Annotated in this window: 9 protein-coding genes; 6 read left to right on the top strand and 3 right to left on the bottom strand. The window is 62.0% G+C overall.

Annotation, left to right across the window (positions count from 1 at the left end; genetic code table 11):
• The first annotated feature begins 274 nt into the window (after nt 1-274).
• Both clpS and clpA read left to right on the top strand, forming a co-directional pair.
• Nucleotides 275-577 (top strand): ATP-dependent Clp protease adapter ClpS, encoded by a 303-nt coding sequence (gene clpS, locus AC1RRC_RS07930; RefSeq protein ID WP_154377572.1) that lies wholly within the window; start codon nt 275-277, stop codon nt 575-577.
• Complete coding sequence (gene clpA / locus AC1RRC_RS07925; protein WP_493054745.1) at nt 574-2,874, top strand: ATP-dependent Clp protease ATP-binding subunit ClpA; 2,301 nt, start codon at nt 574-576, stop codon at nt 2,872-2,874. The genes clpS and clpA overlap by 4 nt, the downstream gene beginning before the upstream one ends.
• 51 nt (nt 2,875-2,925) lie before the next feature.
• On the opposite strand, the gene AC1RRC_RS07920 is transcribed toward clpA, so the two are convergent.
• From AC1RRC_RS07920 to prpR, 3 genes are all read right to left on the bottom strand, one after another.
• On the bottom strand, nt 2,926-3,624 hold the full coding sequence (locus AC1RRC_RS07920) for a LytR/AlgR family response regulator transcription factor (RefSeq protein WP_493054744.1): 699 nt from the start codon (nt 3,622-3,624) through the stop codon (nt 2,926-2,928).
• Nucleotides 3,624-4,568 carry a sensor histidine kinase gene (locus tag AC1RRC_RS07915; RefSeq protein ID WP_493054743.1) on the bottom strand — a complete coding sequence of 315 codons (945 nt, stop codon included), beginning with the start codon at nt 4,566-4,568 and terminating at the stop codon, nt 3,624-3,626. The genes AC1RRC_RS07920 and AC1RRC_RS07915 overlap by 1 nt, the downstream gene beginning before the upstream one ends.
• A gap of 173 nt (nt 4,569-4,741) precedes the next feature.
• Nucleotides 4,742-6,484 carry a propionate catabolism operon regulatory protein PrpR gene (gene prpR / locus AC1RRC_RS07910; protein ID WP_493054742.1) on the bottom strand — a complete coding sequence of 581 codons (1,743 nt, stop codon included), beginning with the start codon at nt 6,482-6,484 and terminating at the stop codon, nt 4,742-4,744.
• A gap of 201 nt (nt 6,485-6,685) precedes the next feature.
• Here prpR and prpB point away from each other — a divergent pair, with 201 nt between their 5' ends.
• Genes prpB through prpF form a run of 4 tightly spaced genes read left to right on the top strand, consistent with a single transcriptional unit; the run spans nt 6,686 to nt 12,557 of the window.
• Nucleotides 6,686-7,573: a methylisocitrate lyase gene (gene prpB, locus AC1RRC_RS07905; RefSeq protein ID WP_493054741.1), complete on the top strand. Its 888-nt coding sequence runs from the start codon at nt 6,686-6,688 to the stop codon at nt 7,571-7,573.
• Between the two features lie 36 nt (nt 7,574-7,609).
• The gene (gene prpC / locus AC1RRC_RS07900; protein ID WP_493054740.1) at nt 7,610-8,761 is read left to right on the top strand and encodes a bifunctional 2-methylcitrate synthase/citrate synthase; all 1,152 of its coding nucleotides are present in this window, start codon (nt 7,610-7,612) and stop codon (nt 8,759-8,761) included.
• Nucleotides 8,762-8,769: 8 nt separating this feature from the next.
• On the top strand, nt 8,770-11,367 hold the full coding sequence (acnD, locus tag AC1RRC_RS07895) for a Fe/S-dependent 2-methylisocitrate dehydratase AcnD (RefSeq protein WP_493055502.1): 2,598 nt from the start codon (nt 8,770-8,772) through the stop codon (nt 11,365-11,367).
• A complete protein-coding gene (gene prpF, locus AC1RRC_RS07890; protein ID WP_493054739.1) occupies nt 11,367-12,557 on the top strand; it encodes a 2-methylaconitate cis-trans isomerase PrpF in 1,191 nt (396 codons plus the stop codon). Before acnD ends, prpF begins: the two co-directional genes overlap by 1 nt.
• Nucleotides 12,558-12,690 lie beyond the last annotated feature (133 nt).

Genomic DNA, 12,690 nt, shown 5'->3' with positions numbered 1-12,690 from the left:
CCCTCCTCGACGCCTCACTTCTTATCAACATGTACATTGCTGCACGAGTCGATATCGCATTGTTGGCGCAACAATTTTTAATGTCAAGCGCTTTCATCCGGCTATTAGTATTTTTCTTGCAACAGTGTATGCGCGGAACCAAAAAGCAACTCTTGAATTTCAGGGCCGGATCGCCATCTGCGGCAAGACGAGAAAACGCGTAAGATGGGGAACATTGGGTTTACAGTCATAAATGGACGTTGCAGTAACCCCGAAAGCATTAGAATATAAGCGTATGGCAACCAAGCAAGATACCGAACAACTGCTGGAACGGCAGATACTGAAGCCGCCGCCTCTTTACCAGGTGGCGTTGCTGAATGACGACTATACCCCGATGGAATTCGTGGTGGCGATCATTCAGGAATACTTCAACAAGGACCGCGAAACCGCCACGCAAATCATGCTCAGTGTGCATCGTCACGGTAAAGGCGTGTGCGGCGTTTTCTCGAAAGATATCGCGAGTACCAAGGTGGAGTTTGTATTAACGCATGCACGCAAGGCAGGTCATCCCCTGCAATGTGTGATGGAGGAAGTATGATCGCGCAGGAACTGGAAGTAAGTTTGCATATGGCGTTTGTCGAGGCGCGGCAGGCACGGCATGAATTCATCACCGTGGAGCACTTGCTCCTGGCGCTGCTGGATAATCCGTCAGCGGCCGAAGTGTTGCGTGCGTGTGCCGTCAATATCGAGGACCTGCGCAAGACCCTCACCAATTTCATTGGCGATAACACGCCGACCGTGCCGGGCACGGGCGAAGTGGATACCCAGCCGACGCTGGGCTTCCAGCGTGTGATCCAGCGCGCCATCATGCACGTGCAGTCGGCTTCCAACGGCAAGAAGGAAGTCACGGGCGCCAACGTGCTGGTGGCCATCTTCGGTGAGAAGGATTCCCACGCGGTGTACTACCTGCACCAGCAGGGCGTGACGCGCCTGGACGTGGTGAATTTCATTTCCCACGGCGTGCGCAAGGATCAGCAAACCGATGCCACCAAGGCGTCCGAGGGCGTGGAAGAGGGCGCGCCGGCCGATGGCCAGCAAAAGGAAAGCCCGCTCGACCAGTTCACGCAAAACCTCAACAAGTCGGCCGCCGAAGGCAAGATCGATCCGCTGATCGGCCGCGAAGAGGAAGTCGACCGCGTGATCCAGATCCTGTGCCGCCGCCGCAAGAACAACCCGCTGCTGGTGGGCGAAGCGGGCGTGGGTAAAACCGCGATCGCCGAAGGCTTGGCTTACCGCATCACGCAGAACGATGTGCCGGAAATCCTGCAAAACGCCGTGGTCTACTCGCTGGACATGGGCGCGCTGCTGGCCGGCACCAAATACCGTGGTGATTTCGAGCAGCGCCTCAAGGCCGTGCTGAAGCAATTGAAAGACAATCCGAACGGCATCCTGTTTATCGATGAAATCCACACCATCATCGGCGCCGGCTCCGCGTCGGGCGGCACGCTGGATGCGTCGAACCTGCTGAAACCGGCATTGGCCAATGGCCAGCTGAAGTGTGTCGGCGCGACCACGTACACGGAATTCCGTGGCGTGTTCGAGAAAGACCATGCGCTCTCCCGCCGCTTCCAGAAAGTCGACGTCAATGAACCGACCGTGGAACAGACCGTGCAAATCCTGCGCGGCCTGAAGTCGCGCTTCGAAGAGCACCATGGCGTCAAGTATTCGCAATCGGCGCTGTCGACGGCAGCCGAACTGGCGGCCCGCTTCATCAATGACCGCCACTTGCCGGACAAGGCCATCGACGTGATTGACGAGGCTGGCGCCGCGCAACGCATCTTGCCGAAGTCGAAGCAAAAGAAAACCATCGGCAAGACGGAAATCGAGGAAATCATTTCCAAGATCGCCCGCATCCCGCCGCAAACCGTCAACCAGGACGACCGCAGCAAGCTGCAAACCATCGACCGCGACTTGCGCAACGTGGTGTTCGGCCAGGACCCGGCAATCGAAGCGCTGGCATCGGCCATCAAGATGTCGCGCGCCGGCCTGGGCAAGCAGGACAAGCCGATCGGCTCGTTCCTGTTCTCGGGTCCGACCGGTGTCGGCAAAACCGAGGTGGCCAAGCAACTGGCCTTCATCCTCGGCATCGAGCTGATCCGCTTCGACATGTCCGAGTACATGGAGCGCCACGCCGTGAGCCGCCTGATTGGCGCGCCGCCGGGCTATGTCGGCTTTGACCAGGGCGGTTTGCTGACCGAAGCCATCACCAAGAAGCCGCACGCGGTGCTGCTGCTCGATGAGATCGAGAAGGCGCATCCGGATATCTTCAATATCCTGCTGCAGGTGATGGACCATGGCACCCTGACGGACAACAATGGCCGCAAGGCGGACTTCCGCAACGTGATCATCATCATGACCACCAATGCGGGTGCGGAGAGCTTGCAGAAGCGTTCGATCGGCTTTACGGAAACCCGCGAGGCAGGCGACGAGATGGCCGACATCAAGCGCATGTTCACGCCGGAATTCCGCAACCGCCTCGATTCCATCATCAGCTTCCGCGCGCTGGACGAGGAAATCATCTTGCGCGTGGTCGACAAGTTCCTGATGCAGCTGGAAGAGCAGTTGCACGAGAAGAAAGTTGACGCGATCTTCAGCGAGAAACTGCGCAAGTTCCTGGCGAAGAAGGGCTTCGATCCACTGATGGGCGCGCGTCCGATGTCGCGCCTGATCCAGGACATGATTCGCAAGGCACTGGCCGACGAACTGTTGTTCGGCCGCCTGGTGTCGGGCGGCAAGGTCACTGTGGATCTGGACGACAAGGATCAGGTCTACCTGGAATTCCCGGAATCGGATGCGGCGCCGCAGCCACCGGCGGAAACCGTCGAAGTCGACTGATCGTCATCCCTTAAAAAAACCGCTCTTCGGAGCGGTTTTTTTATCGCGCCATCATATTGCGCTGATGTTCTTGAAAGTGGCGGCGCGCCGGCGTGAGACTTCGATGTCCATGCAGTCCAGGTGCAGCACCAATGAGCCATCTCCGCCATGGCCTATGCTGCGCACGTGCGCAAGGTTGACGATGTGACGGCGGCTGGCGCGGAAGAATTGCTGCCGGTCCAGCCGCTGTTCCAACTGTAGCAGTGACCGGGCCAGCAGCGGTTGTCCGCCGCTGAAATGGACACGGGTGTAATTACCTTCCGATTCGAACAAGGTGATGTCATCCAGTTTGACGAACCAGCACCGTTCACCATCACGAATAAACAGTTTGCGGGGCAGTGCCGCCGGAGGAATCGTGGCGCCCAGACGCGCCGCAGCGCGCTCCAGCGCGTGAGCCAGCCTCTGTGGCTGGATGGGTTTCATCAAGTAGTCCAGCGCGTTGGCATCGAATGCCTGCAACGCATACTGGTCATATGCCGTGGTAAAGATCACTTCGGGCGCCTCGTCCAGCGACGCCAGCAAATCAAACCCGCTGCCGCCTGGCATTTGCACGTCGAGCAACAGCAGGTCGGGCTTCAATGCCGCCAGCTGTATGGCCGCCTCCGCCGCGCTGGCCGCTTCTCCCACAATCTGCACCCATGTGTGCGCGGACAGCAGCCGGCGCAATTCCGCCCGCGCCAGCCGTTCATCATCCGCAATTAGTATCCGCATCAGGCCGCCAGTGGAAAGCGTAATGTGGCGCATACCCAGCCGTCACGTTCCAGCAGGTCCAGGCTGGCGTCATTCCCCTTGGCCAGCAGCAGCCGCTTGCGGGCATTGCTCAAGCCGACGCTGGTGGAATTGCTGAATGTGCGCAGTGCACCCTGGTTCGACACTTCGATGGTGGCGTTGCCATTGGCATGGCTGGCGCTGATGCGGATTTCCGTGCCGGCGGTACTTTGTTCCACACCGTATTTGACGGCATTTTCCACCAATGTCTGCAGTGCCATTGGCGGAATGCGCACGGTTTCCATATCGCCTGCAATGTCGAGCGCGACGCGCAGCCGTTCTTCGAAACGGATTTTTTCAATGGATAGATACGATTGCACGGCTTCCAGTTCATCGCGCAATGGAACCGTGTCCGCATAGCTCGATTGCAGGGTGTAGCGCATCAAGGTGGCCAGCTGGTCGATCATTTGCGCCGCCGCCTCGGGGCTTTCAAAAATCAGTGCGCGTACGCTGTTCAGGCTATTGAAGAAGAAGTGCGGATTGACCTGCGCCTGCAACGCGCGCAGTTCCGCATCCTTGGCCAGCACTTCCAGGCGGAGCGCCTCGGCTTCGAAACGGTTGGCGCGGCGCAGCGCCAGGGCGGCCAGGTAACAAACGCACCAGGCCAGCATGATGCCGGACCAGAAGGTCACCAGCATATTCAGCCAGGCGAGGTCGCCGTTTTTTCCATTGATGGCGTAGTTGATGGCAATGGTGCAAGCGGTCTGTAACGGGCCGAGCACCAATGTGCACAGGGCCAGCATGCGCAATGCCGATGGCCGCGTGCTCCAGTGGCACACTTTGAACAACTGGTGCGCGGCATGCGTCAGGAGCAGGCCGGTGCCCGCTTGCGCAACACACATCAGGACAGCGCCGGGTTTGTGAATGTAGCGGCCGTTGGCGACCATGACGAAAACTGCAATGGCTGTCCACCCCAGCAGTTGGAGCATCCAATACCAATGGGCGCGCGAAACGCGGTGAGTAGCGATATTCTTCATGCAACGTAGCATAGCGTACCCGCCCGGTGCACTGTATCGACTGTGTGACCAGTGGTTGAAATTCAGGATAAGTGGCTGCCCGCCTAAGCACCGCCCTCATCGCGCAGCCTGCGCCACAGTGTGGTGCGGCTGATGCCCAGGTAGCTGGCGGCCGCATCGCGCCGGCCGCCGAAGCGCGCCAGCACTGCCGTCGCGGTGTCACGCGCCGGGTGCGGTGGCGGCTGGTTGGCGCCAAACGAGGGCGCGCCAGGATGCGCCGCGCCGGAATGGGCGAAGGCGGCGCCATCCGTCCGTGCTGCGCCTCCGCCCTCGGGCCCCAGCGCGGCCGAGCCGCCAGGTGCCAGAACTGTACCGTGCACCGGCGCGGCGCCCAGCTCCGGCGCCACTCCCAGCACAAACGCCGGCGTTAGCGCCTGCAGCGGTTCCGCCGCCAGGAACAGCGCCAGCCGTTCGCACAGGTTGCGCAATTCCCGCACGTTGCCCGGCCAGCCATAGCGCAGCAGCAGGGGCGCGCAAGCCTGGATTTCCGCGTGCAGATTCGGATGGGGGCGCGCACCCAGCGCGGCCAGCGCGTTTTTCAGTGACCATTCCGCCAGCAGCGCGATATCGTCGCGCCGTTCGCGCAGCGGCGGCAGGGACAGGCGCAGCACGGCCAGCCGGTAAAACAGGTCGGCGCGGAATCGCCCTTCGCGCACCCGCTGTTCGAGGTCGCAGTGGGTGGCGCTGATGATGCGCACGTTGACGGGCACCGGGCGCGTGCCGCCAACCCGCACCACTTCCCGTTCCTCCAGCACGCGCAGCAAACGGGTTTGCAGGGTCAATGGCATTTCACCGATTTCATCGAGGAACAGGGTGCCCCGGTTGGCGGCCTCGAACAGGCCGGCATGGCCGCCGCGCCGCGCGCCGGTAAACGCGCCTTCCTCATGGCCGAACAATTCCGATTCCAGCAAGGATTCCGCGATCGCGCCACAATTGACGGCGACAAAGGGCCGGTTGGCGCCCAGGGTGCGCGGGCTTTCGCGGTGGATCGCCTGCGCCACCAGTTCCTTGCCGCAGCCGGTTTCCGCCTGGATCAGCACCGTGGCGGGCGACTTTGCATATAGCACCACGGCCTGGCGTAGCTTTTCCATGGCCGGCGAATCGCCCTTCAAATCATTCAAGCCATGCTTGGCGCGCAGGGTGTCGGCGGCATTGCCGCCGCGCGCGCGGGCGCGGCTGGTCTCCCAGGACGACAGGCGGGCGATTTCCAGCGCATCATCGAACGCCTGGCGGATCGACGCCGCCGAATACACGAACACGCCGGTCAGCCCCGCTTCCTCCGCCAGGTCGGTGATCAGGCCCGCGCCGACAATGGCCTTGACGCCGTTGGCCTTCAATTCATTGATCTGGGCCCGCGCATCTTCTTCCGTCACATAGGTGCGCTGCACGATGTCATGGCCGAAGGTGGCGGAAAATTCCGCCAGTTCCGCCATCGGGGTCTGGTAGCTGACCACGCCGATGCGCGCCGACACGCGCCGCGCCCGCGCCAGCGCCTGCATCACATCGAAGCCACTGGCCTTGGCGATCACCACCGGCACCGACAGCCGGCCCTTCAGGTATGCGGCATTGGACCCTGCGGAAATCACGGCGTCGCAGCGTTCCGTCGCCAGCCGTTCGCGGATATGGCGCGCCGCTTCATCAAAACCCAGGTTGATCGGTTCGATGGTGGCGAAGTTGTCGTATTCCAGCGTAATGTCGCGGAACAGTTCGGCCAGGCGCGACACGGACACGGTCCAGATGACCGGCTTGTCACTGCTGTCGATGGGGAGCGGGGTGGAATGGCGCATGTTTCAATTATAGTTCAGCGGCGTTTCGAGTGATGTTTCAATGTTTCATATTGAAACGTTTCATGGCTCGCCGCCGATCCATCGCCAGAGCGGGAAATCATGATAAGTGCCTGATTTGCCGATGTTTCACGGAGGGGCGGCGCGGCTGGCACGGGGTTTGCTGTAGGGGAGCGCAACGTTACCTCATTTGAAAGGCAAGCCATGACCCACTATTCCGCAGGCGCCGCATTCCGCAAAGCCGTCGAAGAAGAATCGCCGCTGCAAGTGATCGGCGCGATCAACGCCAACCACGCCTTGCTGGCCAAGCGCGCCGGCTTCCGCGCGATTTACCTGTCGGGCGGCGGTGTGGCGGCCGGTTCGCTGGGCTTGCCGGACCTCGGCATTTCCAACCTCGATGACGTGCTGACCGACGTGCGCCGCATCACCGACGTGTGCGACTTGCCGCTGCTGGTCGATATCGACACCGGTTTTGGCTCTTCCGCCTTCAACGTGGCGCGCACCGTGAAATCCATGATCAAGGCCGGCGCCGCCGCCGTGCACATCGAAGACCAGGTCGGCGCCAAGCGCTGCGGCCACCGTCCGGGCAAGGAAATCGTCACCAAGGGTGAAATGATCGACCGCGTGAAGGCCGCCGTCGATGCGAAAACCGATTCCAACTTCGTCATCATGGCCCGCACCGACGCGCTGGCAGTGGAAGGCCTGGACGCCGCCATCGAGCGCGCCGTCGCTTGCGTGGAAGCGGGCGCCGACATGATCTTCCCGGAAGCCATCACCAGCCTGGAAATGTACAAGGAATTCGCCAAGGCCGTGAAAGTGCCGATCCTGGCCAACATCACGGAATTTGGCGCGACCCCGCTGTTCACCGTCGATGAACTGGCAACCGCCGATGTCGGCATCGTGCTGTATCCGCTGTCCGCCTTCCGCGCCATGAACAAGGCCGCTGAAAACGTCTACAACGCGGTGCGCCGCGACGGCACGCAAAAGAACGTGGTCGACACCATGCAGACCCGTGCCGAACTGTATGAGCGCATCAACTACCACAGCTTCGAGCAAAAGCTGGACGCGCTGTTTGCCGCGAAAAAGATCTGATAAATCAAAACAACATAGAACACAGAGGAGCCCAACATGTCTGAGCAAAATCCAACCTTCAAGCCTAAAAAATCCGTTGCCCTGTCGGGCGTGACCGCCGGTAATACCGCGCTGTGCTCCGTCGGCAAGACCGGCAACGACTTGCACTACCGTGGCTACGACATCCTCGATGTCGCCAACGTGTGCGAATTCGAAGAAATCGCTTACCTGCTGGTGCACGGCAAGCTGCCGACCGCCGCTGAACTCAAAGGCTACAAGGGCAAGCTGAAATCGCTGCGCGGCCTGCCGCAATCGGTGAAGTCCGCACTGGAAGCCCTGCCGGCATCGGCGCACCCGATGGACGTGATGCGCACCGGCTGCTCCGTGCTGGGCTGCACCCTGCCGGAAAAAGACGACCATAACGTGCCGGGCGCGCGCGACATCGCCGACCGCCTGATGGCGTCGTTCGGTTCCATGCTGCTGTACTGGTACCACTACAGCCACAATGGCAAGCGTATCGAGGTGGAAACCGACGACGACTCGATCGGCGGCCACTTCCTGCACCTGCTGCATGGCGAGAAGCCATCCGACAGCTGGGTGAAAGCCATGCACATTTCGCTGATCCTGTACGCGGAACATGAATTCAACGCCTCGACCTTCACCAGCCGCGTGATCGCCGGCACCGGTTCCGACATCTACTCGGCGGTGACGGGCGCGATCGGCGCGCTGCGCGGTCCGAAACACGGCGGCGCCAACGAATTCGCATTCGAAATCCAGAAGCGCTATGAAAACCCGGACGAAGCGGAAGCCGACATCCGCCGCCGCGTGGAAAACAAGGAAGTCGTGATCGGCTTCGGCCACCCGGTGTACACCATTTCCGACCCGCGCAACGTGGTGATCAAGGAAGTGGCGCGCAACCTGTCCGAGGAAGCCGGTTCGACCAAGATGTTCGACATCGCCGAGCGCCTGGAATCGGTGATGTGGGAAATCAAAAAAATGTTCCCGAACCTGGACTGGTTCTCGGCCGTGTCGTACCACATGATGGGCGTGCCGACCGCGATGTTTACGCCACTGTTCGTGATTTCCCGCACCTCCGGCTGGGCCGCCCACATCATCGAGCAGCGCATCGACAACAAGATCATCCGTCCAAGCGCCAACTACGTCGGCCCGGACGACCTGCAATTCGTGCCGCTGAAGGACCGTAAATAATGGCTACCATGAATACCGCGTTCCGCAAGGCGCTGCCGGGCACCAAGTTTGACTACTTCGATGCGCGCGCCGCAGTCGATGCCATCAAGCCGGGCGCCTGGGCGGGCTTGCCATACACCTCGCGCGTGCTGGCTGAAAACCTGGTGCGCCGCTGCGATCCCGCCACCCTGAACGATTCGCTGTCGCAGCTGATCGAGCGCAAGCGCGACCTGGACTTCCCATGGTTCCCGGCGCGCGTGGTGTGCCACGACATCCTGGGCCAGACCGCGCTGGTCGACCTGGCCGGCCTGCGCGACGCCATCGCGGAGCAGGGCGGCGACCCTGCCCAGGTCAATCCCGTGGTGCCGACCCAACTGGTGGTCGACCATTCGCTGGCGGTCGAATGCGGCGGGTTCGACCCCGACGCGTTCAACAAAAACCGCGCCATCGAAGACCGCCGCAATGAAGACCGCTTTGATTTCATCAACTGGACCAAGAAAGCGTTCCGCAACGTGGACGTGATCCCGCCGGGTAACGGCATCTTGCACCAGATCAACCTGGAGCGCATGTCGCCGGTGATTCAAGTGGGCGAAGGCGTCGCGTACCCGGACACGCTGGTCGGCACCGACTCGCACACCCCGATGGTCGATGCACTGGGCGTGATCGCAATTGGCGTCGGCGGCCTGGAAGCGGAAACCGTCATGCTGGGCCGCGCCTCGTGGATGCGCCTGCCGGACATCATCGGTGTCGAACTGACGGGCAAGGCGCAGGAAGGCATCACCGCCACCGACATCGTGCTGGCGCTGACCGAGTTCCTGCGCAAGGAGAAAGTCGTTTCCGCCTACCTGGAGTTCTACGGCGCCGGTGCGGCCAGCCTGACCCTGGGCGACCGCGCCACGATTTCCAACATGGCGCCGGAATTCGGCGCCACCGCCGCGATGTTCTACATCGACGAGCAAACCATCAAGTACCTGAAGCTGACCGGCCGTGAAGACGAGACCGTGGCGCTGGTGGAAACCTATGCCAGGGAAACCGGCCTGTGGGCCGATGCGTTGACCGGCGCCGAGTACGAGCGCGTGCTGACGTTCGATTTGTCGACCGTGGTGCGCAACATCGCCGGTCCGTCGAACCCGCACAAGCGCGTGGCCACCAGCGACCTGGCCAAGGCCGGCATCTCCGGCAAGGTGGAAAACGAACCCGGCCTGATGCCGGACGGCGCCGTCATCATCGCGGCGATCACCAGTTGCACCAACACGAATAACCCGCGCAACATGATCGCGGCGGGCCTGCTGGCGCGCAACGCCAACAAGGCCGGCTTGCTGCGCAAGCCTTGGGTGAAAACGTCGCTGGCGCCCGGCTCGAAAGCCGTGACCCTGTACCTGGAAGAAGCGGGCCTGATGCCGGAACTCGAGCAACTGGGCTTCGGCGTGGTGGCGTATGCGTGCACCTCGTGCAACGGCATGTCCGGCGCGCTCGATCCGGTGATCCAGAAGGAAGTGGTGGAGCGCGACCTGTACGCGACCGCCGTGCTGTCCGGTAACCGCAACTTCGACGGCCGTATCCACCCGTACGCGAAGCAGGCCTTCCTGGCGTCGCCGCCGCTGGTGGTGGCCTACGCGATTGCCGGCACGATCCGCTTCGACATTGAAAAAGACGTGCTGGGCACGGACGCCAATGGTAAGGCGATCACGCTGAAAGACTTGTGGCCGACCGATGAGGAAATCGATGCGATGGTTGCGTCGTCGGTGAAACCCGAGCAATTCCGCAAAGTGTATATCCCGATGTTCGACCGCAGCGGCCAGACGGCGGAACAGGCCGAGCCGCTGTACGACTGGCGCCCGCAATCGACGTACATCCGCCGTCCGCCTTACTGGGAAGGCGCGCTGGCCGGTGAACGCACGTTGAGCGGCATGCGTGCGCTGGCGGTGCTGGGCGATAACATCACGACCGACCACTTGTCGCCATCGAACGCGATCATGATGGATTCGGCGGCCGGTGAATACCTGCACAAGATGGGCTTGCCGGAAGAAGATTTCAATTCCTACGCGACGCACCGTGGCGACCACTTGACGGCGCAGCGCGCCACCTTCGCCAACCCGACGTTGAAAAACGAAATGGTGGTTGACGCGGACGGCAAGGTGAAGGCCGGTTCGCTGGCCCGCGTCGAGCCGGAAGGCAAAGTCACCCGCATGTGGGAAGCCATTGAAACCTACATGGACCGCAAGCAGCCGCTGATCGTGATCGCCGGCGCCGATTACGGCCAGGGTTCATCGCGTGACTGGGCGGCCAAGGGCGTGCGCCTGGCGGGTGTGGAAGTTATCGTGGCAGAAGGGTTTGAACGCATCCACCGCACCAACCTGGTGGGCATGGGCGTGCTGCCGCTGGAATTCAAACCAGGCACCAATCGCCTGACCCTGGCCATCGATGGCACGGAAACCTTTGACGTGATCGGCGAGCGCGCGCCGCGCGCCACCTTGACCCTGGTGATCAACCGTAAAAACGGCGAGCGTGTCGAGGTGCCGGTAACGTGCCGCCTGGATTCGTCGGAAGACGTGTCGATTTATGAAGCGGGCGGCGTACTGCAGCGCTTCGCGCAAGACTTTTTGGCGAACGCGAAGGCGGCATAATGGCACACCAACCGCAAATCAAAATCCCCGCCACATACATGCGTGGCGGCACCAGCAAGGGCGTCTTTTTCCGCCTGCAGGATTTGCCGGAAGCCGCGCAAGTCCCGGGCGCGGCGCGCGATGCCTTGCTGCTGCGCGTGATCGGCAGTCCCGACCCGTACGGCAAGCAGATCGATGGCATGGGCGGCGCGACGTCATCGACCAGCAAGACCGTGATCCTGTCGAAGAGTACCAAGCCGGATCACGACGTGGATTACCTGTTCGGCCAGGTATCGATCGATAAACCGTTCGTCGACTGGAGCGGCAATTGCGGCAACCTGTCGGCGGCGGTTGGCGCGTTCGCCATCAGCGGCGGCCTGGTCGATGCGGCACGGGTGCCGCACAACGGTGTCGCCGTGGTGCGCATCTGGCAAGCCAACATCGGCAAGACCATCATTGCGCACGTGCCGGTCACTAACGGCGCGGTACAGGAAACGGGCGACTTCGAGCTCGATGGCGTGACGTTCCCGGCGGCGGAAGTGCAGCTGGAATTCATGGACCCGGCGGCCGATGAAGAAGGTGGCGGCGGCTCGATGTTCCCGACTGGGAACCTGGTCGATGACCTGGAAGTGCCTGGCGTCGGCACTTTGAAGGCGACCATGATCAACGCCGGCATTCCAACGATTTTCGTCAACGCCGATGCGATCGGCTACACCGGCACGGAATTGCAGGAAGCGATCAATGGCGACGCGAAAGCGCTGGCCATGTTTGAAACCATCCGTGCGCACGGCGCGCTCCGCATGGGCTTGATCGCCACTGTGGAAGAAGCGGCAAAACGCCAGCACACGCCGAAGGTCGCGTTTGTCGCGCCGCCGGTGGCGTATGTCTCGTCAAGCGGCAAGCAGGTCGGCGCGGGCGATGTGGATTTGCTGGTGCGCGCGCTGTCGATGGGCAAGCTGCACCACGCAATGATGGGCACGGCGGCCGTCGCGATCGGCACCGCGGCGGCGATTCCCGGCACACTGGTGAACCTGGCCGCCGGTGGCGGCGAGCGTGAAGCGGTGCGTTTCGGCCATCCGTCCGGCACCTTGCGGGTTGGCGCCCAGGCGCAGCAGGAAGGCGGCGAATGGACGGTGAAAAAAGCCATCATGAGCCGCAGCGCGCGGGTGCTGATGGAGGGCTGGGTGCGTAGTCCCGGCGATGTCATTTAGACCACAAGCGTGGCCGAGCGTGGCCATGAGGTAGTGTGAGATTGTCACACCTGTTGTAAGAAAGCCCGGTCCGGCCCATGCCGCATCGGGCTTTCCGCCGTTTAGAGGCGGCAGTCGGATCCCTTCGGTGGCA

Source organism: Pseudoduganella sp. GW821-FHT12E03 (genome assembly GCF_058807115.1).
Note: the sequence above shows the minus strand (reverse complement) of the source record. Positions and strands in the feature narration are given on the sequence as shown.

What these genes read in the sequence shown, in the direction of transcription:
- AC1RRC_RS07915 (WP_493054743.1), bottom strand. Translation starts at nt 4,568, where the DNA reads ATGGTCGCCAACGGCCGCTACATTCACAAACCCGGCGCTGTCCTGATG.
- prpC (WP_493054740.1), top strand. Translation starts at nt 7,610, where the DNA reads ATGTCTGAGCAAAATCCAACCTTCAAGCCTAAAAAATCCGTTGCCCTG.
- prpR (WP_493054742.1), bottom strand. Translation starts at nt 6,484, where the DNA reads ATGCGCCATTCCACCCCGCTCCCCATCGACAGCAGTGACAAGCCGGTC.
- prpB (WP_493054741.1), top strand. Translation starts at nt 6,686, where the DNA reads ATGACCCACTATTCCGCAGGCGCCGCATTCCGCAAAGCCGTCGAAGAA.
- AC1RRC_RS07920 (WP_493054744.1), bottom strand. Translation starts at nt 3,624, where the DNA reads ATGCGGATACTAATTGCGGATGATGAACGGCTGGCGCGGGCGGAATTG.
- clpA (WP_493054745.1), top strand. Translation starts at nt 574, where the DNA reads ATGATCGCGCAGGAACTGGAAGTAAGTTTGCATATGGCGTTTGTCGAG.
- acnD (WP_493055502.1), top strand. Translation starts at nt 8,770, where the DNA reads ATGAATACCGCGTTCCGCAAGGCGCTGCCGGGCACCAAGTTTGACTAC.
- prpF (WP_493054739.1), top strand. Translation starts at nt 11,367, where the DNA reads ATGGCACACCAACCGCAAATCAAAATCCCCGCCACATACATGCGTGGC.
- clpS (WP_154377572.1), top strand. Translation starts at nt 275, where the DNA reads ATGGCAACCAAGCAAGATACCGAACAACTGCTGGAACGGCAGATACTG.